Origin of the sequence: Phenylobacterium ferrooxidans (genome assembly GCF_042714595.1) — a bacterium.
In the GTDB taxonomy this organism is placed as follows: domain Bacteria; phylum Pseudomonadota; class Alphaproteobacteria; order Caulobacterales; family Caulobacteraceae; genus Phenylobacterium; species Phenylobacterium ferrooxidans.
The window spans coordinates 64,169-86,472 of the sequence record NZ_JAOTJD010000008.1 but is presented as its reverse complement, the minus strand read 5'-3'; the positions used below and the strand labels follow the sequence as shown (position 1 = coordinate 86,472).

Here is a 22,304-nt window from a genome sequence, read left to right as displayed (position 1 = left end):
ACAGGGTTACACGGCGGAGGGAAGAATGGCGGGAAACGCAACCTCATCACGGCAATCCCTCACCCAGGCGCTGGGGAGCGTCGCCAAGGCGCAGGCGGCTGTGCAGGCGCTGTCCGACAATTTCGACGGCTGGATGCACGAGGAAGTGGCCAAGCTGGACGCGGCGCGCGAGGCCCTGCCCAGGGACGGCTACGGCATCGAGGCGGTCAGCGTGCTCTATATGCGCGCCCACGACATGAAGGGCCTGGCCCCCACCTTCGGCTATCCCCTGATCCACCAGCTGGCCGCCGGCCTCTGCGTCCTGATCGACGACGACAACCTGCCCTTTGAGTCCCGCCTGCCGTTGATCGACGACCACATCGACGCCATCCGCACCCTGGCCAGCAAGAAGGTCCGCAGCCAGGCCGACCCCTTCGGCCGCAAGCTGGTGGCCCAGCTGGAGGGCGATCTGCGCCAGCTTATGGAACAGAGAGCTTAGACCGCCGCCTTCGCCCCATAGGTCTCGACCCAGCGGCGGAGCAGGTTGAGGTCGGCGAGGCCCGACTGGTTGGCGACGATCTTGCCGTCCTGGAAGACAAAGAGGGCCGGGATGCCCTTGATCCCATACCGCGCCGAGAGCTGGGGTTCGGCGTCCACGTCGATCTTCACGAAGCGGGCGCGGGGCTCCAGCTCGGCGGCGGCGCGTTCGAAGATCGGGGCCATGGCCTTGCAGGGCCCGCACCAGGCCGCCCAGAAGTCCACGATGATCGGAACGCCGCTGCCCGCCACATGCTTCTGGAACCGGGCGGTGGTGAGCGCCGCGGGATGGCCGTCGAACAGGGCCTTGTGGCACTTGCCGCACTTGCCGGCCTTGGGATCGCGCTCGGGCGGCAGGCGGTTCACGGCGTCGCAGTGGACGCAGACGATCTGAACGGACATGGCGGCCTCCTTGGCGGCTAATGCGCGGAACCTTAGATAGGCGCCCCAGGCCCGCGCGCCATGCGCCAGGTCAAGTCGGCGCGCACAGCTGTCCGTTCCCGTCCGTCCAGGCCACCGCGTCCGAGGCGACCACCACGACGGGGGCGAAGCCGCCGCCGGGGGTGCGGAAGTTGGTGGTCTGGCCGCTGTAGAGACGGGCCGCCGCCATCAGGGTCTTGCCGGCATAGGTGTAGAGCCGCACGTCCATCTTGCGCACCTGCGGGTCGCCTGCGATGCGCACCCGCCTCTCGCTGGGGGCGGCGAAGTCCTGGGCGATGTAGCCGCCCGCCGTCACCGTGGCCCAGGCGCCGCGGGTGATCTTGTCGCCGCGATAGACCGCCTTGCCCGCGTGGCCAGCGGCGGGCTTGAAGAACAGCGACTTGCGCTGGGCCCACAGGGCCTCGGCGTTGGCCGGGGTCACCAGGCGGGCGCGGGGCAGGCCCCGCAGGGCGGTGATCAGGTGGGGTGCGACGCCGAGGCGGGCCAGGGCCTCGGGGTCCGACAGCAGGGTGAGATTGCGCTTGTCGGCCAGCAGGGCGTGGTTGCGCGGATTGGGGGTCACCACCGCGCCGCCGGAGAGGTAGGCCTCCCGCAAGGCCGCGGTCTGCGGGGTTTCCAGCCCGAAGTCGCAGTGACGGTTGTAGACCAGGTCGATGGCCAGGCCGTCGGTGGTGGTGAGGCGGCCGTCGACCATCCGCAGGTCGGCGGGATCGACGATCAGGGTCTCGACCCCGCGCCGCCCCAGGAAGGCCTGGGCCAGCAGGAACTCCGGATAGAGGTACTGGCCCTGGGGGGCGTCGTCGACGATCGCCGCCAGGGCCGGCTTGCCGGTTTTGCCCTGCAGCCGCCATTCGGCCTGGAACATCTCCCAGACCGCGTCCTCGAATTCGGCCAGGGAGCGGGGCGCCGTCACCGCCGCCACCTCCGGACAGCAGGCTGCCAGGGCCTGGGCCAGGAGGGCGTTGAGGAAGGCCCCGCCGGCGTTGGTGTTGACCTCGATGAGCTTGGGCCCGTCGGGGGTCAGGTGGAAGTCGTAGCCCATCAGGGCGCCGCGCGGGCCCTGGGCGGTCCGGGCGCTCGCGGGGCCCCAGGCCAGGACGGCCGCCTGGAAGGCCGGAAGCTCCGCCACCGTCTCGATGGCGCCGGCCACCGCCTCCATGGCCGCGACCTCGTCCTGGGAGATGAAGGCCGGGCCGGTGGAGAAGAGGTGGGGGCGTTCCTGGGCCAGGGCCTGACCGGAGATCACGCCCCCGGCCGCCGCGTCGACGGCGCGCCAGACGCTGGCCTCGTCGACATCGATGCAGAAACAGTCGCGATTGAGCCGATCCTGCAGGGGCCCTGGGCCCGGCGAGCAGTTCGACGTCAGGTCATCGGTCATCGGGTCGGCCGTTTCGGTCTGCGGGACTGACGCTCATATGGGGGACGCAATCGGGGGCGGGAAGGGTTGAAGGATCGCCGGAGCGCCCCGGGGCGCGCCATGCGCCAAGTCAAGGCGGCCCCTTGAGTCTCTCCAGCGCCGTCCGCGCTGTGGCGGTCAGCAGGAACATCCGGTCGGGGCGGGACGGAAAGGCCTCGAAGCCAAAGGCCCGGTAGAAGGCCGCCGCGCCGGCGTCCTTGGCGTCCACCAGGATGGCGAAGATGCCCAGGCGGGTCCCCGCCTCCAGGACGCGGCAGATGGCGTCGGCCATGAGCAGGTCCCCCATGCCTTGACCGCGGACACGCGCGTCGCGGGCCAGACGGCCGATCAGCGCCGCGGGAATGGCGTCATAGCGGGGCAGCTTGTCGGCCAGGGCCGGCGGGAGATCGGTGATGGCGAGGCTGAAGGCGCCGAGGCTGTAGAACCCGACGACTCCCAGGTCGTCATCCACGGCGACGAAGACGCGAGCGACATTGCGGCGCTCGTCCTGCCCCGCTTGACGCCGAAACCAGGCGTCGAGGTCGTCCTGGCCGCAGCTGAAGGCGCTGCGATCATGCGTCCTGGCGAGCGGCTGGATCGTAAGGCCCAAGTCTCAGCCCAACTGGTCACGGCGCCGGCGCAGCGCGGCCACGAGCCGGCCGGTGGGTTCGGGCGGGTTCATCACCGCCTCGAGGAAGGCCTCGCGATCGGCGCCGGTGAGCACCATCCGCTCATGCTCATCCAGAACCCGGCGGGCGCCGTCATAGGCCAAATCCCCGGCTGTCAGGCCGCTGACCGCCATGGCGCGCTGGATCAGTTCCTTGGCGGAGGCCGCCACGCGCAGTTCGATCCGTTCTTTCTTCAGCTCGCGCCCGGCGGTCATGGCGGCATCCCTTTAGTGTCGAAGATGTACGGCAAAACGCCGTGCGAGGCAAGAAGCGTGAGGTCAAGCCGCCAAATCTGTTCCGTCCTTGCGCAGCAGGGTGTGGGTCAGGCTGCCGGCGGGCGGGGGAGTGAGAAGCGCGGCCTGCGGGCGGGCCAGGGTCAGCCAGTCCAGGCCGGCCTTGGGCGCCAGGGGGATGATCCCGCGGTCATGGTAGGGGGCGACGTCGGGGCCAGGGCCGGCGGTGAGCATCGAGAAGCAGCCTTCCTTCACGATGCCGACGATCCAGAACCAGTCCTGCCCCACCATGGTGAACTGGTGCTTGTCCTTCAGCTTCACCTTCGGAGCCAGGGGCGCCGTGTACTCGAAGAAGCCGTCGGCGAAGATCAGCACGCGGTCGTTGCGGCTGAAGTCGCGGCCCTCGGACTTGAAGTTGAACACCGGCTTGCCGCCCGGTCCGGGCCAGGCCCAGGGGGTCATGGAGGCGACCAGCCTGTCATCCCGCAGCCGGAAGATCGGGGCGGTGTCGCGGATCTTCACGCTGGCCTTGCCCGACAGGTCGTTGGGGGTGTGGTCGTTCTCCCATTCGAACAGGGGCGGGGCGTCGAAGACGCTGGCGAACTCGGCGAGCAGCTCGTCCAGGGACTTCTTGCGCGCGTATTCGTTACACATCAGTCGACGCAGAGCCCGGGGCCCATCCTGCCCTGCACCACGGTGGTGAAGCAGCCGCAGGGGTCCGATGTGGCCTGGCACTGACCGGTGACGGCGGCGGCGGAATCGGTGGGCGCCTCGCCTTCATAGAGGCAGCGGCCCTGGCAGTCGGACTTGTCGGAGCAGGTCTTGCCCGCGTCGGAATAGGCGATGACGCAGGCCGGCCGCTGCATGCGGCAGACGGGGCGGACCGTGCCCCCCTTGGCGGTGCAGGCGGCGACATCGGGACTGGCCGAGGCGACCACGGCCGGGGGTGGCGCGGGCGCGCACGAGACCATGACGAGCGCGAGGGCGGCGGCGAGGATCGACTTGAACATGGCTCGACTAGACCACGGGCGCCGGCCCAGGCCAACAGCAGCCCGCGCCGATCTGACCTGCGCCGCCCGCCGGGATGAGGCAGGCGGCGCAGGCCAGTCAGTGTCTCGGTGTCAGGAGACGATCTCTTCGCGGATGGAGCGGCGCGCCAGCCAGAAGAGCCCGGTGGCGATAACGCCCAGGAAGGCCGAGAGGATCAGCGCCCAACGGACGCCCTCCGCCGAGCCCAGCGCCAGCGGCCCGTTGGCCAGGACGTCGGAGAGGATGCCGACGAACAGCGGCCCCAGGCCCAGGCCCACCAGGTTGATGATGAAGATCAGGATCGAGGCCGAGGTGGCGCGCATCTGCGGCGGCACCAGGCTCTGGGCGCTGGCATAGACCGGCCCGTACCAGAGCGAGCCCAGCAGGCCCGGCAGGATCAGCAGCCACAGGGCCCAGAAGGCCGAGGGCAGCAGGATGGCGGTGGCGTAGATGAACGGCGAGATCAGCGAGGCGACGGCCGGGACGCTCATATAGGCGCGGATGTCGCGCTTGGCGGCCCAGTCGGCGATGGCGCCGCCGGCCCAGGAGGAGATGATCCCTGCGGTGCCGCCCATCAGGCCGAGCGCCAGGCCCAGGAAGCCCACGGAGCCCAGGCCGAACCGGTCGGCCATCTGGGCCACTTCCTCGGCGTGGTTGCGCAGGAAGAAGGAGGCGGTGAAGGGGGCGTGGCCGTAGCCGATGAACGCCTTCACGGCGGCGGCGAAGGCGATCAGCCAGAACACCGGCTTGCCGCGCAGGTACTTCAGGGTGGCGGCGAAGTGGCCCTTGCCCGGGGCATGGGCGGCGGCGGCCGCAGCGCTCATGGCCTTGCGCGGCTCCTTCAGGGTCAGCATGACCACGATGGTGAACACCAGGCCGGGCACACCGGCCAGCAGGAAGGCGGTGCGCCAGCCGTAGGCGTCGGCGATCAGCCCGCCCATGGCCAGGCCCAGCAGGCCCCCCAGCGGGGTGCCGATGGAGAAGAAGGCCAGGGCCGAGGCGCGTTTTTCCTTGGGCGCATAGTCGGCGATCAGGGAGTGGGCGGTGGGCGTGCAGCCCGCCTCGCCGATACCGACCCCGATGCGCGCGCCCACCAGCTGGGCGAAGTTGCCGGCCTGGCCGCAAAGCACGGTGAAGCCTGACCAGACCGCCAGCGAGCCGCCGATGATCCAGACCCGGTTGAAGCTCTCGGCGAGGCGGGCGATCGGCAGGCCCAGCACCGTGTAGAAGATGGCGAAGGCCAGGCCCGTCATCAGGCCCAGCTGCCAGTCGGCGAGGCCCAGGTCGTTCTTGATCGGCTCCGCCAGGATCGTAACGATCTGCCGGTCGAGGAAGTTCAGCGTGTAGACCAACATCAGGACGACGAGGGCGTAACGGCGGTAGGCGTCGGAGACCAGGGGAACGGCCGGACCCGTGCCGTCGGAGATGCTGGCGCCGATAGGGGCCGGGGCGGATGCCTCGGTCATGATGGGGGTTTCCTCGGATGGTTTTTGATTGTTGGCGACACTAGACGGCGCCCGAGCGCTCACGCCAATAGCGGCTGCGTGATTTTAGCGGAGGTAAGTCATGGAATTGCTGATCGGAACCCGCAGGTGGTCCAGCTGGTCGCTGCGGCCATGGCTGGCCCTCAAGCGGACCGGAACCCCGTTCACCGAAACCCTGATCGCGCTGCGCCAGGAGAACAACGCCACCTATGAGGCGATCCGCCCGGTCTCCAGGTCCGGCCTGGTGCCCGCCCTGAAGGACGGAGAGCTGGTGGTCTGGGACTCGCTGGCCATCTGCGAGTACCTGGCCGAGCGGTTTCCGGCCGCCAAGCTGTGGCCAGACGACCCGGTCGCCCGCGCCATGGGCCGTTCGGCGTCCGCCGAGATGCACTCCGGATTCCAGGCTCTGCGGCAGGAATGCCCGATGGCCATCGACCTCGAGCCGCGCCAGGCCGACCTCTCCGAGGCGACGAGCAAGAACGTCGCCCGCATCACCGAACTCTGGAACGAGCTGCTCGGCAGGTTCGGCGGCCCGTTCCTGCTGGGCGATTGGTCCATCGCCGACGCCTTCTACGCTCCGGTCGCCAGCCGCTTCCGCACCTACGGGATCAAGCCGACGGGCGCGGCCGGCGCCTATGTGGCCACGATCCTGGAGACGCCGGAATTCCTGGAATGGGAAGCCGCGGCGCGCGCCGAATAGTCGGCCTCGCCGCAACCGGCCGGGGGCGCTCGGCCGGGACTCCTCGACCAAGCGACCGCCTATTGGACGCAGCTAGCCCAGCAGCTTGCCGATCGCCCCGCCGATGGCGCCGGTCACCGCCGAGCTGAGGGTGCCCAGGGCCAGGATCATCGGCGCGACGTCCTTGAGCGCCAGGGAGACCCCGATGCCGATCAGGGCGCAGAGGCCGCCGACCAGGGCGCCGCCGGCCAGGCTGGGGACCCAGCCTCCGCCGGCCAGCTTTGCGTAGGCCAGGCCCGCCACCAGGGAGATGGCCATGCCCCCCAGGGCGAAGACATTGTTCTTGATGAAGGGCACGTAGTGGCCGGCGATCACCATGGCCAGTTGCACGGCGGTGGCCACAGCCACGGTGGTGAGGATCAGTTTGGTGTTCATGGCTTGGCGCCCCCTTGCACCTTGCGATCGGCCGCAGCGGCCTTCTCCTTGGCGGCGCGCGCGGCCCAGTCGATGGGGCCGGTGACGAACCGGGATTTCAGTTCGGCCAGGGAATAGGCGTTGGCCCACTCGAACTGGCGATAGAGGTTGTCGAACACCGGCCCCGCGCCATAGCCGACCCCAGACAGGGTCACCCGCGTGCTTTGCGGCGTCAGCTCGGACAGTTCGATCACCACGGCGGTGCGCGCGAACTCCGCGGCCCCCGGGAAGCCGGTGGGCGCCTGGACATTGCGCACCACCAACAGGCGCTCGGGCACATAGGCGGTGATCTGGTTCTTTATGTTTTCGGCCGAGCCCAACTTGGCGGCGGCGTCATAGTTGGTCTCGATCATCCCATCGACCTTGAGGTCCACCGAGGCCAGGGGCGTGGCCCAGGTGCGGTAGCCGTCGGAGGTGGTGAAGGCGCGCCAGACCTCGGCGCGGGGGGCCGGGACCACGATGGAGAGCTGCATCACCCGGTCGCCGTCAACCTCGGTGAAGCCGCTGTTCTCCACGCCGGGGAAGTCCTTCCAGCTGGCGGCTTGGGCGCCGCCGGCGAGGAGAAGGGTGAGGGTCGCGGCGATCACGCCGATCGGTCTGGTCATTGCAGGGTCCCCTTGGCGGCGTCGGCTTCCAGCCGGTTGAGATAGTCGCGGAGCATCTCGACGCAGGCGTCGAAGGCCTCCAGCGTTCGGTGAGTGCGCGACTGCATCACGCCCCCCTCCATGGTGGTGAGGATGAAGGTGGCGAGCTTGGCCCGGTCCAGGCCGGCGGGGAGGCGAGGCCCCGCATCGTCCAGGCAGGTCCGTACGTGGCCCGCCCAGCCGGTGAAGTTCGCCGACAGCAGGTCGCGCACCGGGGGATCGGGCTCGTGCAGCTCCAGGGCCAGCGACCCGATGGGACAGCCATAGGCGCAGTCGGTGGCCGCCAGCATGTCGCGGTAGCGGGCCAGCAGGGCGAAGATGCGCTCTACCGGATCGTCCTGGCCGGCCCACGCCGGGGCCAGCAGCATCGGATAGATGCCGTCGCGATAGGTCTCCAGCACCGCGATCAGCAGGTCCTGCTTGGTGGGGAAGAAGTGGTAGAGGCTGCCCGCATTGGCCTCGGCCGCCTTCAGGATGTCGGCGATGGAAGTCGACAGGAACCCCTTCTCGCCGAACAGGGCGAGGGCCGCGAAGAGGATGCGTTGGCGCGTCGGTTCCAAGGCGGGCGTCCCAGTTGAACGCTCACTCAAGCACAGCTTGAATGAGCGTTCAAGCGTGGCGTCACGCCGTTACGCGAATGCGGAGGTGATCCGGATTTGCAGCAGCTTCATGAGCTTGGAGTCCGGAGGAGTTCGGGGAGTTCGCCGCGGGAGGTGGCCATGCCCAGTTGCAGGCTCTCGGCGATCATCGCGGCCTTGGCCATGAACAGGTCCGCCGCCGCCGCAGGGCACACCTCCTGCGCGGTCTCGGAAAAGAGGGTCAGCCACCGCGTGAAGTGGCGGCGATCCAGGTCGGGAATGCGGACATGGGCCTGCATCGGCGAGCCCTTGAAACGTCCGGTCGCCAGCAGCACCGATGACCAGAAGTCGCACAGCTTGGCGAGGTGCTCGTCCCATCCGTCGCCGATGACGCGGTTGAAGATGGGGCCGAGCTCCGGATCCAGGCGGGCCTTGGCGTAGAAGGCGTGCACCAGGTCGGCGATCATCGGCTCGGTGACGCCGGCCGCCGCGCCCGGTCCCCCGCGAGGGGTCATGAGGCCGGTCCGTTGGCGTGAAGAGCCAGGGCCTCCTCGACGGTCACGAGCAGGGTGTCGGTCAAGAGCGGTTTCTCCACGATCGGAACCCCGGCGGCGGCGGCCTCGGTGCGGACGTCCCTCGAGGGTTGGGTGGTGACGAGGATGGCCGGCAGATCGACATGCCGCCGCCTGAGTTCCTGGACGAGTTGCAGCCCGTTCATACCCGGCAGCGCGTGCTCAAGGACCAGGCACCCGGTCATGGGGCTCTCGGCCCGTTGGAAGAGGGCCTCGCCGTTCTCGTGGACCTCGACGGTGTGGCCGTCGATTTCCAGCGAGAATTTCAGCGCGGCGCGCACCGCCTCGTCGTGATCGACGATGAACACCGTGCCCTCTTGAGGAGAAGGGATCACCGAAGGCCTCGTTACGCAGCGGTTTTCCAGGTCGGCTGCAACTCGATGTGCGGCGGGCAGGGCGCCACGGCGCCTTGCGGCAGGTTGGCCAGTTGGTTGGCGAAGCCGTGGTTGACGTCACGGTGGTGGGCCTCGTCGGCCCTCACCACTTCGACGACATCGCGCAGGGTCGCATCATCGGCCAGACCCCAGTAGCGCTTGGCGAGCTCGGGGGCGGCCACGTTGGGCGACCGGCCCTCGTCGATCTCGGCCAGGTAGTGGGTGTAGCTGATCACCGCCTCTTCCTCGAAATAGCCGACGACGCGGTGCGCGGTCTTGGCCGACACCAGGTAGAGGCCGAAGAAGCAGAGGTAGAAGACCCACTGCACGGCCACCACGACGAAGCGCTCGAAGGCCGTCGGCTTGGCCACCTCGATGAAGGTCATCAGGTGCATCCGCTCGTTCTCGGCCTCGTCCATCAGGGTCTTGATCCAGCCGTTGTCGTCGCACATGCGGCGCAGGCACTTCAGGTGGTTCAGGGTGGCGCCGACCATGCCGGGCACGGCGGCCACGGTTTCCAGCACGATGGCCCGGTGGCCGTAGCGCTTGGCGAAGAAGGTGTCGGCGCAGAAACGCAGCAGCTTGGTGAAGCCGAACGCCACCCGGTCAGAGACACCCTTGGGGGTGTGGTGGATCGAGAGATCGACAAGCGGCGCGGTCATGGGAAACTCCTTGGGCTTGCCAGCGGGGTGTACCCAAGGGGGGGAGACGGCGACATTCGGGGCTTTCCCCTACGCAGTTCTCCGGAGGTGGGGTTTTGGGAGGCCTGATCCTGACCGGGACCGCACCGGCCTGGCCGCCGACGGCCGCGCCCAGGTCAAGGGCAACACCATCAACCAGGCCTGAGCGCCTCGGTCAGGATCCGCTCGAGGACCTCCGCCATCGCCGCCTGGCCGGAAGGCTCCGCGATAAGGTCCTGGCGCACCTCCAGCTCCAGATAGTCCAGGCCGCGAGGGTCGGCGTGCAGGGGGACCGTGTTGTCGGTCTCGTCCATGCGATAGGGTGCGTTGTCGCCGGCGGCGTCGCCCAGCTCCCGCTGAAGGAGGGCCAGCACCCGGCTCGAGAAGGCGGAGTCGTCGCGGTGCAGGACTCCCATGCGCCAGGGCCGCACGTGGCCCTGCATGACCGGGGTGAAGCTGTGCAGGGAGACCAGGATCGTTGGCCGGTCCGCCCGGCGGTCCAGCTCGGCGGCGATGGCGTCCTGATAGGGCTGGTAGATCTCCGCCCGCCGCCCGGCCATGGTCTGGGCGTCCAGGCCGAGATTGCCGGGGATGGTCACCCCGTCGCTGACCTCGGGCATGGCGGCCGGCGCCCCGGGCCGCCGGTTGCAGTCGATCACCAGGCGCGAATAGGTCTGGCGGATGAAGCAGGACTCCAGGCGCTCGGCGAGCCGGTCCCCCAGGCCGCCGATCCCGATGTCCCAGGCGATGTGGGTGTCCATGTCGGCGGCTGTCAGGCCGAGGCCGCCCAGACCCTTCGGGATCGCCCGCCCGGCATGGTCGCCGATGAGCAGCAGCGGGCAGGCCCCGCCCGGATTGGTGACATGCACCGGGGACGGATCGTCGCGGTGCAAGATTCGTTTAGAACTTGGCGACAAATCGGCCTCACGCTCACCCAATGCCGATCCTTTCGATCCGCCACGTCACCCGCTACCGCTACCGCACTCCGGTGGCGCTGGGCGAGCACCGCATGATGCTGCGGCCGCGCGAGAGCTATGACCAGCGCATCCTGTCCTGCGACCTGACCATCACGCCCACACCGGAACGCATGCGTTCGGTGCACGACGTGTTCGGCAACTGCGTCAGCATTGCGGGCTTCACCGGCCGCACAGAGGAACTGATCTTTGACAGCCGGGTTCGCCTGGACCACACGCCCCTCCCGGCCTTCGCCGACGTCGAGGGGGAGGTGGAGGTCTATACCGGGGCCATGCCCTTCGACTACAGCCCTGAGGACCTGCCCGATCTCGAGCAGTCCATGCAGCGGCACTATCCCGACCCCGAGGGCCTGATCGACGCCTGGGCCCGGCGGTTTGTGAAGCCGGTGGGGAAGACCAGCCTGCAGACCCTGCTCAGCGACATGACTCAGGCCATCTATGCGGAGTTCAAGTACAATTCCCGCCTGGCGCGCGGCATTCAGGACCCCCTTGAAACCCTGACCCTCCACAGCGGGACCTGCCGCGACTACGCCATCCTGATGATGGAGGCGGCCCGCAGCCTCGGTCTCGCGGCCCGGTTCGTCTCCGGCTACATCTACAGTCCCATGGTGGGCGCGGGCCTCAGCCGCGCCAGCGCCGGGCACACCCACGCCTGGGTGCGGGTCTACCTGCCAGCCTGTGGCTGGGTGGAGTTCGATCCCACCAACGGCATCGTCGGCAACGCCGATCTGGTGCGCGTCGCGATAGCCCGCGATCCCCGCCAGGCGGTGCCGCTGCACGGAAGCTGGTCAGGTCAGGCCGCGGACTATCTCGGCATGGAGGTCGAGGTTGATGTCCGCGACGAAGGAGAGCTCGATGTGCAACCTATGCCGTTCCGAGCCATTGGCGCGGAAGGCTAACGACGACCCAGGGGACTGATGCGCATTCAGACGGGCTTTGAGATCATCTACGACTGCCCGGCGCCGGTTCCGATGCTGCTGATGCTGAGCGTCCACCCGACGCGGCGGCACGACCTGGAAACCCCCGACTGGCTGCGCACCGACCCGATGCTGGACGTGCGCCAGTACCTGGACGGATGGGGCAATATCTGCAGCCGGGTCCTGGCGCCCGCGGGCCGCCTGACCCTGTCGGCCGACTTCATCATCGCCGACGACGGCCAGCCTGACGTGATCTCCCCCCACGCCCCCCAGGCCCGGGTGGAGGACCTGCCGGACGAGGTGCTGATCTTCCTGCTGGGCAGCCGCTATTGCGAGACCGACCGGCTGAGCAACATCGCCTGGTCGATGTTCCAGCACACCGAGCCGGGCTGGCCCCGCGTCCAGGCCATCGTCGACTGGGTGCACAACCACATCAAGTTCGGCTACGAGCACGCCCGGCCGACCATGACCGCCTTCGAGGCCTATTGCGAAGGCCGCGGTGTCTGCCGCGACTATGCCCATCTGGCGGTCGCTTTCTGCCGCTGCATGAACATCCCGGCGCGATACTGCACGGGCTATCTGGGCGACATCGGCGTGCCCATCGTGGGCGAAATGGACTTCAGCGCCTGGTTTGAGGTCTACCTGGGCGGGCAGTGGCACGCCTTCGACGCCCGCAACAACATGCCCCGCATCGGCCGGGTGCTGATCGCGCGGGGCCGTGACGCCACCGACGTGGCCATCGCCAACACCTTCGGGACCGCGATCCTCAGCAGCTTCAAGGTCGTGAGCTATGACCTGCCGGACGTGGCTCAGGCTTGACCGAGCGGGCGTGGGAATCCTATTGTAGATACGTATCTACAATAGGAGTGGAGCATGGCGATCACGACCCTCTCCAGCCGGGAGTTCAACCAGGACGCCAGTGGTGCGAAAAAGGCCGCGCGCCGTGGTCCGGTCTTCATCACCGATCGGGGGCGGCCTGCCCATGTGCTGCTGACAATCGAGGACTATGAAGTACTCGCCGGCCGCACGCTGAGCCTCGCCGAGGCCCTCGCCCAGACCACGGACTTCGATTTCGACGCCCCCCGGGTGAGCGATCTGGGACTTCGACCCGCCGACCTAGACTGATGTTTCTCCTGGACACCAATGTTGTCTCCGAGCTGCGGCGGCGCGAGCGCGCCGACCCGGGCCTCCTGGCCTGGGCGCAGGAGACCCCGACATCGCTTCTCTTCCTCTCGGCGATCACCTTGCTGGAGATCGAGATGGGCGCTCTGCGCATTGCGCGTCGGGACGCCGCCCAGGGCGCCGTACTGCGGGCTTGGATCGACAGCCAGGTTATGCCGACCTTTGCGGACAGGGTGCTGCCGGTGGACGCCGCGGTGGCGCTGCGTTGCGCGCGCCTTCATGTGCCTGATCCGCGATCAGAGCGTGATGCTCTGATCGGCGCCACGGCCCTCGTTCACGGCATGACGGTGGTGACCCGCAATCAGGTCGACTTTGTCCCGATGGGGGTGACGCTGCTCAACCCCTGGAGCTGACCGGGCGCAAGCTCACGCTCCAAGGCCCGAAGCACGCTAGCCGGCTGCACTCAATCCTTTCGGACTAGCCGCCGTAGGACCGGGACCCGCCGCCGAATCCGCCGCGGGAGATGATGGAGCTGCGGCTCTGGACGCGGGTGGGGGCGTTGGCCCGGGGAGCGTCGAAGCTGTCGGAATTCACCCGCGTGCGTCCGGTGAGGTAGTCGCGTGACACAGGATAGCCCGAACCGCCCGTGAAGCCGCCGTCGCGGTCGCGATACATCGGCGCGCCGCGATAGCCGCCGAGGTTGTTCATGGCCTGGCCGATAATGAAGCCGGTGAGCAGGGGGGTGAAGAAGCTGCCGCCGCCCTGGCTGGAGCGGGGCACGCACTGGTCGACGCCGTAGCGTTCCTCGCAACTCTTCTGGTCCCCGAACTTGGGCGCGTTCTCGGCGCTGTCCTTCTGGGCCTGGGCCAGGGCGGTGGAGCACTGCTCGGCGGTGAAGCTGCCGGACGCGGTGCAGTCGGCCAGCGAGGTGAAGCTGGAGGCCTCCACGGTGCGGCCCGAGCTTGCCGCGGGGGGATCGCCCCACTGGGTGGCAGGCGGCGCGCTGTCGCAGGCGGAGATCGAGATGGCCGAGCCGGCCATCAGGCTGGTGAGGGTGACGGCGCCGGAGCGCTTGCGGGGGCGGGGATCGGACATGGGCGATTCAGGAGGTCATGCAGGCGGCGTTGAGCATGCCCACCGCCAGGGAGATGCTGGCCAGATAGACGCCGGCGGCCATCTCGCCGCGCTCGATGCGGGCGGTGACATCCTTCATCACGATCATCCGGATCAGGGTGAAGGCGGCGATCTGGATGACGCCGGCCAGGGCCGCCCAGGCACAGAATTCGATCAGGCTAATGGTGTGGGACAGGGCCGAGGCGAGGGGAATGACGTAGCCGAGCAGGGCGCCGCCCAGGGCGAGGGCCGCGGCGGTGTTGCCCTCCCGGATCAGCTTGGCCTCATTATAGGGCGTCGCCCACTGGTAGAGGACCTTGAAGATAACGGTGAACAGTCCGGCGGCGACGAAGGCCACCAGGAAGGCAAGGGCGCTGGCGGTGAAGCCGTAGAGGTCGAACATCTCAGCAAATCTCCAGCGTCAGGCCTTGAACTCGCCGACCTCGAGAGGCACGCCGAGCATGACCTCGAACGACACCTCGCCGTCTTCGGTCTCCTGCTCAATGGCTAGCAGAAGCTCGCGCGCGTCGCCCGGCAATTCTCGCGAAAACAGCATGCAGGTCTGGAAAATCCGGCGATCGGGAACCCCATCCCGGTCGTCGTGCAGGTCTTCCCAGAAGGTCACCGGATCCTGGCTCTCGGCCTCCTCGCCGAACCAGAAGCGGGTGTAGTCTGGCAGGCCGGCGCTCGTGAAGGTCCGCGCCCGCAGCCGCTGGGCCCAGGCGTCCCGGTCGGCTCGACCGCCCGGATAGGTGCTTTCCCAAGGCACGAAGATGGTGATGTCGGTGACCCTCTGGCCCTCGCGGTCGTCGGAGACCGCCTGGAACATGGCGTGGTCGTCGGTGTAGAACCGGTGGACGAACCCGCCCTCCTTCAGGTCCACCAGCCCCTGGGCGGTGATCTCCAGGGTGTCCTGGTCCAGGGGGAAGCGGCGCTCCGAGCCCAGACGACGCCAGGCCAGGGGGTCGACCCACAGCGTCCGGCCCAGCGTCACGTTGCGGATCTCTGGCAGGGCCGAGACGGGGGCGGCCTCTTTGCGACCGAAGAGCTTACTGAACATGACCTGAACCCGAGGTAAGACCGATCTCCTATCTAGGACGGCGTGCTTGCGCGCAAAAGGGTGAAGGTGGCTCTCGACGGCTGGCGCCCGGCCACCCATCTTGTATGAACCTGTCACCACCGAAGGATCGCCTGATGACGCAGACCGCCTGGACTGTTCGCTCCCTGAAGACCGCCCTGGAGGCGGCAAGCGGGGAGGGGGAGGCCCTCGCCGCTCGCGTGGTGGAGGGCGCCGACCCGGTGCTGCTGGTGACCATGCCCGACGCCGGCGACCTGGAAATCTTCGTCAGCGTCAGCGACCAGCAGATCGCCGCCTCGGTGCTGCTGTGGCCGGTGGACGAACAGGAAGACCGCCACGCCTTCAACGAATTCCTGCTGAAGGCCCAGAAGCTGGTGCCCCTGTCGAACTTCGGCATCACCACCGTGGCCGACCGCGACTTCTATGAACTGTTCGGCGAGCTGGCCACGAGCTCCTCCCTGGAGGACATCCTCGTCGAGCTGCGCATGCTGGCTGAGAACGCCCTCGAGGCGGCCTCCGACCTGCGCACCTCCTTCGCCCCCGCCGCCTAAACCCGAGCCTCCGGAGCCTCTCCCATGACCATCTGGCGCAAGCTGTTCACCCTGGGCCGCGCGGGCGCGCACGACGCCGCGGCCGGCGTCGTCGACGCCAACGCCATCAAGATCCTGGATCAGGAGATCCGCGACGCCGACACCGCCCAGGGTAAGGCCCGCGACGACATGGCTGGCCTGGTGGCCCGCCGGCGCATCCTGGAGAAGGAGGTGGCCAGCTTCCGTGAGCAGGCCATCAAGTACGAGAGTTCGGCCCGCGCCGCCGTGGGCAAGGGCGACATGGACCTGGCCCGCCAGGTGGCCCAGCGGATCGCCGACCTGGAGCAGCAGGTGTCTGTGAAGGAGCCGCAGATCGCCGACATGCGCGCCGCCGAGGAGCAGCTGCACACCGCCATCGCCGCCACCGACCGCCGGATCGAGACCCTGCGCCGGGAGGTGGAGGTGGTGAAAGTCAACGAGTCGGTACAGCGCGCCCAGGCCTCGGTGGCCGCCCGCGGGGCCGGCGCCGGATCGTCCCTGGGGTCGGCGGCCGACAGCCTGGCCCGGATCAAGGAACGCCAGGCCGTGCGCGGCGAGCGGATCAAGGCCGCCGGCGAACTGGAAGACATGCGCACCGGCGCGGACCTGGACGAAAAGCTGCGGCTGGCCGGCATCGGTCCTGGCCAGTCCTCGGCCGACGATATCCTGGCGCGCCTGTCGGCTCCGGCGCCCGTCCTGCAGATCGAGCAGAAGAGCGCCGCCAAGACCGGTGACGACCAAGGGTGAGACGCCTGACGCTGGAGCCCCGCCCCGACTGGCGGGAAAAGGCCGACGCGGTGGGGTTCGTCTACCACCACACCGACGGCCGGGCCTATTGGGACGAAAGCGCGGCCTACGCCTTCACCCTGGCGGAGGTCGAGGAGGATCTGGAGCCGGCGGCCGCCGAACTGCATGAGCTGTGCCTCGACCTGGTGGACGAGGCCTCGCGAAGCGACGAACTGATGGGACGCCTGGCGATCCCGGCGGAGCATCGGGACTTCATCGCCGGCTCGTGGCGCGCCAAGGAGCCGTCCCTCTATGGCCGCTTCGACTTCGGCTATGACGGAACCGCCAAGCCCAAGCTCTATGAGTACAACGCCGACACCCCCACCAGTGTGTTCGAGGCGGCGACCTTCCAGTGGCTCTGGCTCGAGGAGCTGCTGGCCTCCGGCGCCCTGGCGCCCGGCACCGACCAGTTCAACAGCCTGTTCGAAGCCCTGCGCGACCGGTTCGCGACCCTGTTTCCCACCGGCGGGTTCGTCCACTTCGCGAGCGACGCCGAGGCCATCGAGGATCGTCAGACGGTAAGGTTCTTCGAGGACCTGGCCAGCCAGGCCGGGCTCGATCCGAAGTTCGTGGCCATGACCGATATCGGGGTGAACGCCGAGGGACAGTTCGCCGACCGCGAGGGGCTGCTGCTGCAGGCGGCCTTCAAGCTCTATCCCTGGGAGCATATGCTGCGGGAGCCCTACGCCGCCTACCTGGCCACCGCCAAGGTCAGCTGGCTGGAGCCGCCGTGGAAGGCGATCCTGTCCAACAAGGGGATCCTGCCCCTGCTCTGGGAACGCCACCCGGGCCATCCCAATCTGCTGGAGGCCTATTTCGAGGGGGACGCCGGCGCGAGCGCGCTTGGACCCCGGTACGTGCGCAAGCCGCTGTTCTCGCGCGAGGGCGCCAATGTCGAGGTCGTCGGCGGTGACGAGCCAGTGCTGGACCAGGGCTATGGCGCCGAGGGGGCGATCCTGCAGGCCTATCACCCGCCGCCGGACTTCGACGGCAAGCGGCCGGTGGTGGGGGCCTGGATCGTCGGCGCCGAGCCGGCTGGGGTGGGCGTGCGGGAGGACGACAGCGTGATCACCAAGAACCTGGCCCGGTTCGTCCCGCACATCATCGAAGCCTGAGGCTCAGAGGCCCAGGACCAACTGCTGCTCCGGCAGGCGGACCACGAGGCCGGCCAGGTCCTCGGTGATCCTGATCTGGCAGGCCAGGCGCGAGCCGGCATCGACCTCGCTGGCGAAGTCCAGCATGGACTCCTCCATGGCCGACGGCTCGCCCGCATGGGCGCGCCAGGCCGGGTCGACATGGACATGGCAGGTGACGCAGCAGCAATTGCCGCCGCAGACCCCGTCGATGCCGGGGACCTTGCCCAGCCGCGCCAGGTTCATCAGCGTCCATCCCGGACGCAGGGGGAGGCGATAGGCCTCGCCCTGGTGGGTGATGAAGGTGACGCCGTGAGCGGTCGAGGGGATCAGACCACCAGCACCCAGGCCACCATGAAGACCACGGCGCCCAGGGTGGTCCAGAGCAGCATGTTGACGAGCATGCGGATCATGCCGCGCTCGTGCTCGTCGACGACGCCGAGCGCGTCGCAGACGGCGTTGGCGGGCAGCATCAGGAAATGGAGCAAGGTCAGTCCTTCCATGGAGCGGGGGCGGGGCGTCATGATCCGGTCGTGCCGGTAAGGGGTGGAAGCTCGCCGCGGGCAGCCGCGATCCCGTACTGCAGGCTCTGGGCGATCATCTCCGACTTGGCGACGAACACGGCCGCGGCCTGCGGCGGACACAGCCGTTCGGCGCTCTGGCGGAACAGGTGCAGCCAGCGGACAAAGTGGGCCGGCGCGATCTCGGGGATCTTGCTGTGGGCGACCATGGGCGAGCCCCTGAAGCGGCCGGTCATCAGCATCACCGAGGACCAGAAATCGCAGAGCTTGGCCAGGTGGGCGTCCCACTCGTCGCCGATGATCCGGTTGAAGATCGGGCCCAGGGTGGGGTCGGTCCGGACCGTGGCGTAGAAGCCGTGGACCAGGTCGCCGATCATCGCCTCGGTGACGCCCACGGCCACGCCGGGGCCGTGGCGGGGAGGGGACGCGGAAATGGACGGGGAGCTCATGGGGGGATCTGTTTAGGTTGCGATTGGAACATGTATCTACAATATTGGTTTAAGGCTGGCTAGGCCTCCGCGCGGATCGGCCGCGCGCGCCTGCGGGCAGGAGCGACCGTGTTCATCACCACCGAACCGACGCCCAATCCGGACGCCATGAAGTTCTCACCCTCGGCGGACGCCGGGGGCGGGGAGGGGCTCCAGGCGCTGGAAAGCGTCCTGACCGTCGCGCTCTTGGCGCTCCCGGGGGTCGGCGGGGTCTTTGTCGCGCCAGGCTTCGTGACTGTAACCCGGGTCCAGGGTCGGCCCTGGGCCCGGCTGGGCCCGGAGGTCGTCGCCGCCCTGAGCGTCGTCCTGGAACGGGAGGTCCGCGCCCCGCCACGGGGCGCCGCGCCGGCCGGCGCGTCCGAGACCTCCGGCGACACCGATCTGGAGGCGGAGATCCGCGGCGTGCTGGACCGGCATGTGCGGCCCGGCGTGGCGCGCGACGGCGGAGATATCGAGTTCGATCGCTTTGACTCCCAGGCCGGCGTGCTCTGGATCCACATGCGCGGCGCCTGCGGCGGTTGCCCGTCGGCGCGCCTGACCCTGAAGGGCGGGGTGCAGCGGATCGTCCAGTATTACGTGCCCGAGGTGGCCGGGGTGGAGGAGGTCGAGGCCGAGCCGTCGGCGACCGTCTCGGTGGGCGAGCGCCTGAAGGCCTGGGCCGCGCGCCTCGACGGCCGACCGGGACCGCCAGCCCGCACGGCCTTCAGCCACCAGGGCCGGCCGATCGCGCCCGAACGCGTCTAGACCGTTTCCGGATCAGGTTGAATCAACCGGATCGGATCAAAAGGGTCTATCTTCTTGAATCTAGAGCATTTTCGGGCGTCGAACCGGCGCCCACTTGCGCCTGACATGCTCTAGGGGTCGGAGATCTCGGTGGGCGGGCCCCGGGCCAACAGGGCCTGCAGGGCGCCCTGGTTCTCCACCAGGTCGGCCAGGCTGTAGCCGTCCAGGACCTGCAGGAAGGCGGCGCGCGCCTCGTGCAGGGCGCGGCGGAGCTTGCAGGCCGGGGTGATGACGCAGGCGCCATTGACCGGATCGAAGCAGGGGACCAGGGCCATGTCGGGCTCGGTGCGGCGCACCACCTCCCCCAGGATGATCGTCTCGGGCTCGCGGGCCAGGCGCAGGCCGCCGTTCTTGCCCCGCACCGTCTCGATGTAGCCGGCCAGGCCGAGCTCATAGACCACCTTCATGAGGTGGTTCCTGGAGATGCCGTAGCTGGCGGCGATCTCGGCGATGGTGGGCAGGCGGTCGCGATGCAGGGCCACGTACATCAGCACCCGCAGCGAGAAGTCGGTATAGACGGTCAGTCGCATGGACGAAGGGCGCTCGCGTTCACCGGCCCATCATCATGGCGAGACGGGCGGCCATCAGCTTGAGCACGAATCTGGGCGGATAGCCCGTGTAGCTCGGCAAGGGCCCCGCGGGCCGTGACATCTCGCCGGTCTGTATACGCATCTGAAGCTGCGGCGCGTCCGGCCCCAGGCGGGCGCGGTACACCGAGAACCAGTGCCCCTTCTCGTAGTCCAGGAACATCGGGCTTGCACAGCAGGTGGCGACGACCCGCCGCGTCAACGATTGGGGGTCAAGCCGATGGTCGCGCAGATGGTCGTGGCCCTTCAGGCAGGTGACCTGATCCTTGCGAAACAGGATGCACGGCGTGCCGCCTTCGCTGTCGCGCAGGGACTGGGCTCCCCCAAGGGCTTCAAACTGCGCAGCCGCCGCGGTGCAATCTCCGCAATGACACGCGGCCCCGAGAATCGGGGACCCAGACACCCTGAATTCCACGGCGCCGCATTCACAGGCGAGACGGGTGTCTTTGGTGGGATTGGGAGCCATTTGCGTCTTTCAATCTCAGGAGGCGCTTAACACGCCGTCATTGCGCCGTTGCGCAAGTCGTGTCCAAGACAATCCATGGCTGCGACCAGTCAGTGAGACGCGGTCAGGTGGATGGCCAAGGTAGAGGGAGGGCGCCGTGTTCGCGCGAATGCATTGGATTGGAACCTGGGCGGCGCTTCTGCTTGCAGTTGGTCACATCTATATGACAACTCGTCTCTATGCAGACTTGACTGTCCCGGCGCTCTGGTTCGCGGGCACAGGCGTGGGGGTGTTCGCCGTAGGCCTGCTCAACCTGCTGGCCCTGCGAGAGCCAACTGGACTTGGCCGGGTCCTCGCGCTGGCGGCGAATGTGATGACCACAGTCCTCATGGCCTTGCTCTACTGGCTGCACCCGGCCGGACAGATATTGTTTGGCCTCGTTCTCTTCGCGGTCCTGACCCTCTGCGCCCTCGCTGGGTTCGCCGGCGCCAGGTCCCGGGTCGAAGCGCGAGCTTAGCCCACGGCCCGATCTCAGGGCTTCTTCTTCATCTGCTGGGCCGCCACCAGATAGGGTGTCTGGACATCCGGATAGATGGCGATCACCGCCTGCATGACCTGACCGATGTCTTCGCGCGCGCCGTGGTTGGCCAGGGTCCAGCCCACCAGGGCCTCGGCGCTGTTGAAGGAGAGGTCAGTCGATGAGCGCAGGAACTCTTCGCCGCCAATGGCGCTTAGCGCCACCTGGCGCCCGACCGCCGCGCCCGCCTTCTTGCCCAGGAAGCCGCCGACGAAGGGCACCTGCTCCATCGCCTTCTGACCAAGATAGTTGCCAGCCATCGAGCCGATCTGCCCCGTTGCCTTCACCTGCATGGACTTGGTGATCCAGGCCGAGGTGACGCCGTCGGAGGTGAAGGGGGACATGTAGAGGCCGGTGGTCCCGTCGACGACTTCAAAGGCCTGGCGCGCCAGCGCCGGGCCGGCCTTGGCGGCCGCCAGGGACGGCGAAACCCTGACCGGAGGCGGGGCGGCGGTCAGCTTCACCGGGGTGACTGGACTTGGCGCGGCGGCGCGCGAGGGGGCGCCTCCCACCAGGGCGAAGACGCCGGCCTTCGCCGGCTTGGCTTGGCCGGCAGCCGACGGCGCGGCGGGCTTTGCGGCGCCAAAACCCGCCAGCAGACCCATGGGCGACTTCGCTGCTGTGGGTGGAGCCGGAGCCGGAGCGGGCGGGGCCTTCGCCGCGACCTTCACGACGGGCTTCGGCGGAGCCTTCTCGACGGGTTTTTCCGGAGGCTTGGCGACGGCTTTCGGCGCTGGGGGCGTGGCGGCCAGGGAGATGGGTACGGCTCCCGCCGGGGGCGGAGGCAGGGCTTCGCGCACATCAAAGCCCCACGGGATGTCCGCGCGCGCGGCCACCTTCTGGGGCGATCGGGAGCCATCCTGGGCGATCATCTCCCCCAGCCCGTCGGGGCGCGGCAGGAAGTTGCGGCCAACGCCGCCGTCGCCCACCGTTGACACCTGGCCCAGCCAGCGCGACCCATCGGCGAAGGTTATGACCCCGACGCCCGCGGCCATGCACCAGGCGCCGCTGTCGCCCCGGTAGCCGATCATCCTGTGGTCTTCGCCGGGGCGCCCTTTCCCGGCCTTGGGCTTGATCTCCAGCGCGACCGTGGCGGGGGCGGCCTCCTTGTCGCAGGCCTTCTGCCCGAACCTCGGCATGGTCCCGTCGCCGAGGATGGCCAGGGTGCGTTCCGGAACAAAGGTCGAGGACAACAGCCGGTCACGCCAGGCGGCGATCTGCGCGCGCTCAGTGGCATGGGGATCGATGGGCGCCGCCGGCGCGGGAGTTGGCTTGGCGGGGGGACGCCGGCGCTTGGCGGCGGCGTCGGCCGACGTCGCCATGATGCTGAAGGCGGCCAGACCCAGGACGAACGTCCCTTGGCGCCCCGACAGGCGTTCGCCTGCTTTTCTCATGACTCTGTCCCCCAACAGATACTCGGCCACGATAGCCAGGAGCTCGATC

At 68.7% G+C, this 22,304-nt stretch carries 34 protein-coding genes; 11 read left to right on the top strand and 23 right to left on the bottom strand.

Annotated features, from left to right (window positions below; genetic code table 11):
- The first annotated feature begins 25 nt into the window (after window positions 1–25).
- Window positions 26–478: an Hpt domain-containing protein gene (locus tag OCL97_RS06370; protein WP_377368626.1), complete on the top strand. Its 453-nt coding sequence runs from the start codon at window positions 26–28 to the stop codon at window positions 476–478.
- On the opposite strand, the gene trxC is transcribed toward OCL97_RS06370, so the two are convergent.
- From trxC to OCL97_RS06335, 7 genes are all read right to left on the bottom strand, one after another.
- Window positions 475–918, bottom strand: coding sequence for a thioredoxin TrxC (trxC, locus tag OCL97_RS06365; RefSeq protein WP_304782337.1), 444 nt, complete (start codon window positions 916–918; stop codon window positions 475–477). The two genes, OCL97_RS06370 and trxC, sit on opposite strands and share 4 nt — an antisense overlap.
- 70 nt (window positions 919–988) lie before the next feature.
- Entirely contained in the window at window positions 989–2,335 is a 1,347-nt protein-coding gene (locus tag OCL97_RS06360; protein ID WP_377368624.1) for an ATP-grasp domain-containing protein, read from the bottom strand.
- A 109-nt stretch (window positions 2,336–2,444) separates the two neighbouring features.
- Complete coding sequence (locus OCL97_RS06355) at window positions 2,445–2,963, bottom strand: GNAT family N-acetyltransferase (protein WP_377368622.1); 519 nt, start codon at window positions 2,961–2,963, stop codon at window positions 2,445–2,447.
- Between the two features lie 3 nt (window positions 2,964–2,966).
- Entirely contained in the window at window positions 2,967–3,236 is a 270-nt protein-coding gene (locus OCL97_RS06350; protein ID WP_377368620.1) for a type II toxin-antitoxin system TacA family antitoxin, read from the bottom strand.
- A gap of 63 nt (window positions 3,237–3,299) precedes the next feature.
- Window positions 3,300–3,908: an SOS response-associated peptidase family protein gene (locus OCL97_RS06345; RefSeq protein WP_377368618.1), complete on the bottom strand. Its 609-nt coding sequence runs from the start codon at window positions 3,906–3,908 to the stop codon at window positions 3,300–3,302.
- Window positions 3,908–4,264, bottom strand: a complete 357-nt coding sequence (locus OCL97_RS06340) for a hypothetical protein (RefSeq protein ID WP_377368616.1) — start codon at window positions 4,262–4,264, stop codon at window positions 3,908–3,910. Before OCL97_RS06340 ends, OCL97_RS06345 begins: the two co-directional genes overlap by 1 nt.
- A gap of 111 nt (window positions 4,265–4,375) precedes the next feature.
- The gene (locus OCL97_RS06335; RefSeq protein WP_377368614.1) at window positions 4,376–5,749 is read right to left on the bottom strand and encodes a spinster family MFS transporter; all 1,374 of its coding nucleotides are present in this window, start codon (window positions 5,747–5,749) and stop codon (window positions 4,376–4,378) included.
- Between the two features lie 100 nt (window positions 5,750–5,849).
- On the opposite strand from OCL97_RS06335, the gene OCL97_RS06330 reads away from it, so the two are divergent.
- Window positions 5,850–6,467, top strand: a complete 618-nt coding sequence (locus OCL97_RS06330) for a glutathione S-transferase family protein (protein ID WP_377368612.1) — start codon at window positions 5,850–5,852, stop codon at window positions 6,465–6,467.
- Between the two features lie 72 nt (window positions 6,468–6,539).
- Here OCL97_RS06330 and OCL97_RS06325 read toward each other — a convergent pair whose 3' ends face one another.
- From OCL97_RS06325 to OCL97_RS06295, 7 genes are all read right to left on the bottom strand, one after another.
- Window positions 6,540–6,881, bottom strand: a complete 342-nt coding sequence (locus OCL97_RS06325; RefSeq protein WP_377368610.1) for a hypothetical protein — start codon at window positions 6,879–6,881, stop codon at window positions 6,540–6,542.
- Window positions 6,878–7,525 (bottom strand): SRPBCC family protein, encoded by a 648-nt coding sequence (locus OCL97_RS06320; RefSeq protein WP_377368608.1) that lies wholly within the window; start codon window positions 7,523–7,525, stop codon window positions 6,878–6,880. The genes OCL97_RS06325 and OCL97_RS06320 overlap by 4 nt, the downstream gene beginning before the upstream one ends.
- On the bottom strand, window positions 7,522–8,124 hold the full coding sequence (locus tag OCL97_RS06315; protein ID WP_377368606.1) for a TetR/AcrR family transcriptional regulator: 603 nt from the start codon (window positions 8,122–8,124) through the stop codon (window positions 7,522–7,524). Before OCL97_RS06315 ends, OCL97_RS06320 begins: the two co-directional genes overlap by 4 nt.
- A 107-nt stretch (window positions 8,125–8,231) precedes the next feature.
- Window positions 8,232–8,657, bottom strand: coding sequence for a group III truncated hemoglobin (locus tag OCL97_RS06310; protein WP_377368603.1), 426 nt, complete (start codon window positions 8,655–8,657; stop codon window positions 8,232–8,234).
- Window positions 8,654–9,022, bottom strand: coding sequence for a response regulator transcription factor (locus OCL97_RS06305; RefSeq protein ID WP_377368601.1), 369 nt, complete (start codon window positions 9,020–9,022; stop codon window positions 8,654–8,656). The genes OCL97_RS06310 and OCL97_RS06305 overlap by 4 nt, the downstream gene beginning before the upstream one ends.
- A 38-nt stretch (window positions 9,023–9,060) precedes the next feature.
- Window positions 9,061–9,750, bottom strand: a complete 690-nt coding sequence (locus tag OCL97_RS06300; RefSeq protein ID WP_304782363.1) for an alternative oxidase — start codon at window positions 9,748–9,750, stop codon at window positions 9,061–9,063.
- A 170-nt stretch (window positions 9,751–9,920) separates the two neighbouring features.
- A complete protein-coding gene (locus OCL97_RS06295) occupies window positions 9,921–10,661 on the bottom strand; it encodes an N-formylglutamate amidohydrolase (protein WP_377368599.1) in 741 nt (246 codons plus the stop codon).
- A 44-nt stretch (window positions 10,662–10,705) separates the two neighbouring features.
- Between OCL97_RS06295 and OCL97_RS06290 the strand changes: the two genes are divergently transcribed.
- From OCL97_RS06290 to OCL97_RS06275, 4 genes are read left to right on the top strand one after another with little or no spacing between them, the layout of a single operon-like run.
- The gene (locus OCL97_RS06290) at window positions 10,706–11,641 is read left to right on the top strand and encodes a transglutaminase family protein (protein ID WP_377368597.1); all 936 of its coding nucleotides are present in this window, start codon (window positions 10,706–10,708) and stop codon (window positions 11,639–11,641) included.
- A gap of 18 nt (window positions 11,642–11,659) precedes the next feature.
- Window positions 11,660–12,478 (top strand): transglutaminase-like domain-containing protein, encoded by an 819-nt coding sequence (locus OCL97_RS06285; protein ID WP_377368595.1) that lies wholly within the window; start codon window positions 11,660–11,662, stop codon window positions 12,476–12,478.
- Between the two features lie 54 nt (window positions 12,479–12,532).
- Window positions 12,533–12,784 carry a type II toxin-antitoxin system Phd/YefM family antitoxin gene (locus OCL97_RS06280; RefSeq protein WP_377368593.1) on the top strand — a complete coding sequence of 84 codons (252 nt, stop codon included), beginning with the start codon at window positions 12,533–12,535 and terminating at the stop codon, window positions 12,782–12,784.
- Window positions 12,784–13,194: a type II toxin-antitoxin system VapC family toxin gene (locus tag OCL97_RS06275; RefSeq protein WP_305339074.1), complete on the top strand. Its 411-nt coding sequence runs from the start codon at window positions 12,784–12,786 to the stop codon at window positions 13,192–13,194. The genes OCL97_RS06280 and OCL97_RS06275 overlap by 1 nt, the downstream gene beginning before the upstream one ends.
- A 64-nt stretch (window positions 13,195–13,258) precedes the next feature.
- Here the strand turns inward: OCL97_RS06275 and OCL97_RS06270 are convergent, their stop codons facing one another.
- From OCL97_RS06270 to OCL97_RS06260, 3 genes are read right to left on the bottom strand one after another with little or no spacing between them, the layout of a single operon-like run.
- Window positions 13,259–13,876 carry a DUF1190 domain-containing protein gene (locus tag OCL97_RS06270; protein ID WP_377368591.1) on the bottom strand — a complete coding sequence of 206 codons (618 nt, stop codon included), beginning with the start codon at window positions 13,874–13,876 and terminating at the stop codon, window positions 13,259–13,261.
- A 7-nt stretch (window positions 13,877–13,883) separates the two neighbouring features.
- Window positions 13,884–14,297 (bottom strand): DUF350 domain-containing protein, encoded by a 414-nt coding sequence (locus tag OCL97_RS06265; protein ID WP_377368589.1) that lies wholly within the window; start codon window positions 14,295–14,297, stop codon window positions 13,884–13,886.
- Between the two features lie 18 nt (window positions 14,298–14,315).
- Window positions 14,316–14,954 carry a DUF2491 family protein gene (locus OCL97_RS06260; RefSeq protein ID WP_377368587.1) on the bottom strand — a complete coding sequence of 213 codons (639 nt, stop codon included), beginning with the start codon at window positions 14,952–14,954 and terminating at the stop codon, window positions 14,316–14,318.
- A 134-nt stretch (window positions 14,955–15,088) separates the two neighbouring features.
- Between OCL97_RS06260 and OCL97_RS06255 the strand changes: the two genes are divergently transcribed.
- From OCL97_RS06255 to OCL97_RS06245, 3 genes are read left to right on the top strand one after another with little or no spacing between them, the layout of a single operon-like run.
- Complete coding sequence (locus tag OCL97_RS06255) at window positions 15,089–15,523, top strand: YjfI family protein (protein ID WP_377368585.1); 435 nt, start codon at window positions 15,089–15,091, stop codon at window positions 15,521–15,523.
- A gap of 24 nt (window positions 15,524–15,547) precedes the next feature.
- Complete coding sequence (locus tag OCL97_RS06250; RefSeq protein WP_377368583.1) at window positions 15,548–16,288, top strand: PspA/IM30 family protein; 741 nt, start codon at window positions 15,548–15,550, stop codon at window positions 16,286–16,288.
- Window positions 16,285–17,442, top strand: coding sequence for a glutathionylspermidine synthase family protein (locus OCL97_RS06245; RefSeq protein ID WP_377368581.1), 1,158 nt, complete (start codon window positions 16,285–16,287; stop codon window positions 17,440–17,442). Before OCL97_RS06250 ends, OCL97_RS06245 begins: the two co-directional genes overlap by 4 nt.
- Before the next feature lie 3 nt (window positions 17,443–17,445).
- Here OCL97_RS06245 and OCL97_RS06240 read toward each other — a convergent pair whose 3' ends face one another.
- Genes OCL97_RS06240 through OCL97_RS06230 form a run of 3 tightly spaced genes read right to left on the bottom strand, consistent with a single transcriptional unit; the run spans window position 17,446 to window position 18,430 of the window.
- Window positions 17,446–17,760: a 2Fe-2S iron-sulfur cluster-binding protein gene (locus OCL97_RS06240; RefSeq protein ID WP_377368676.1), complete on the bottom strand. Its 315-nt coding sequence runs from the start codon at window positions 17,758–17,760 to the stop codon at window positions 17,446–17,448.
- A 29-nt stretch (window positions 17,761–17,789) separates the two neighbouring features.
- The gene (locus tag OCL97_RS06235) at window positions 17,790–17,984 is read right to left on the bottom strand and encodes a hypothetical protein (protein ID WP_377368579.1); all 195 of its coding nucleotides are present in this window, start codon (window positions 17,982–17,984) and stop codon (window positions 17,790–17,792) included.
- Window positions 17,981–18,430 (bottom strand): group III truncated hemoglobin, encoded by a 450-nt coding sequence (locus OCL97_RS06230; protein WP_377368574.1) that lies wholly within the window; start codon window positions 18,428–18,430, stop codon window positions 17,981–17,983. Before OCL97_RS06230 ends, OCL97_RS06235 begins: the two co-directional genes overlap by 4 nt.
- Before the next feature lie 108 nt (window positions 18,431–18,538).
- On the opposite strand from OCL97_RS06230, the gene OCL97_RS06225 reads away from it, so the two are divergent.
- Window positions 18,539–19,213: a NifU family protein gene (locus OCL97_RS06225; RefSeq protein ID WP_377368572.1), complete on the top strand. Its 675-nt coding sequence runs from the start codon at window positions 18,539–18,541 to the stop codon at window positions 19,211–19,213.
- A gap of 110 nt (window positions 19,214–19,323) precedes the next feature.
- Here OCL97_RS06225 and OCL97_RS06220 read toward each other — a convergent pair whose 3' ends face one another.
- Together OCL97_RS06220 and OCL97_RS06215 are read right to left on the bottom strand one after the other, a co-directional pair.
- Window positions 19,324–19,782, bottom strand: coding sequence for an Rrf2 family transcriptional regulator (locus tag OCL97_RS06220; protein WP_377368570.1), 459 nt, complete (start codon window positions 19,780–19,782; stop codon window positions 19,324–19,326).
- A 19-nt stretch (window positions 19,783–19,801) separates the two neighbouring features.
- Window positions 19,802–20,305, bottom strand: a complete 504-nt coding sequence (locus tag OCL97_RS06215; RefSeq protein WP_377368568.1) for a GFA family protein — start codon at window positions 20,303–20,305, stop codon at window positions 19,802–19,804.
- Window positions 20,306–20,657: 352 nt separating this feature from the next.
- Between OCL97_RS06215 and OCL97_RS06210 the strand changes: the two genes are divergently transcribed.
- Window positions 20,658–20,801, top strand: a complete 144-nt coding sequence (locus OCL97_RS06210; RefSeq protein ID WP_377368566.1) for a hypothetical protein — start codon at window positions 20,658–20,660, stop codon at window positions 20,799–20,801.
- Window positions 20,802–20,815: 14 nt separating this feature from the next.
- Here OCL97_RS06210 and OCL97_RS06205 read toward each other — a convergent pair whose 3' ends face one another.
- Entirely contained in the window at window positions 20,816–22,255 is a 1,440-nt protein-coding gene (locus tag OCL97_RS06205) for a hypothetical protein (protein ID WP_377368564.1), read from the bottom strand.
- Between the last annotated feature and the right edge of the window lie 49 nt (window positions 22,256–22,304).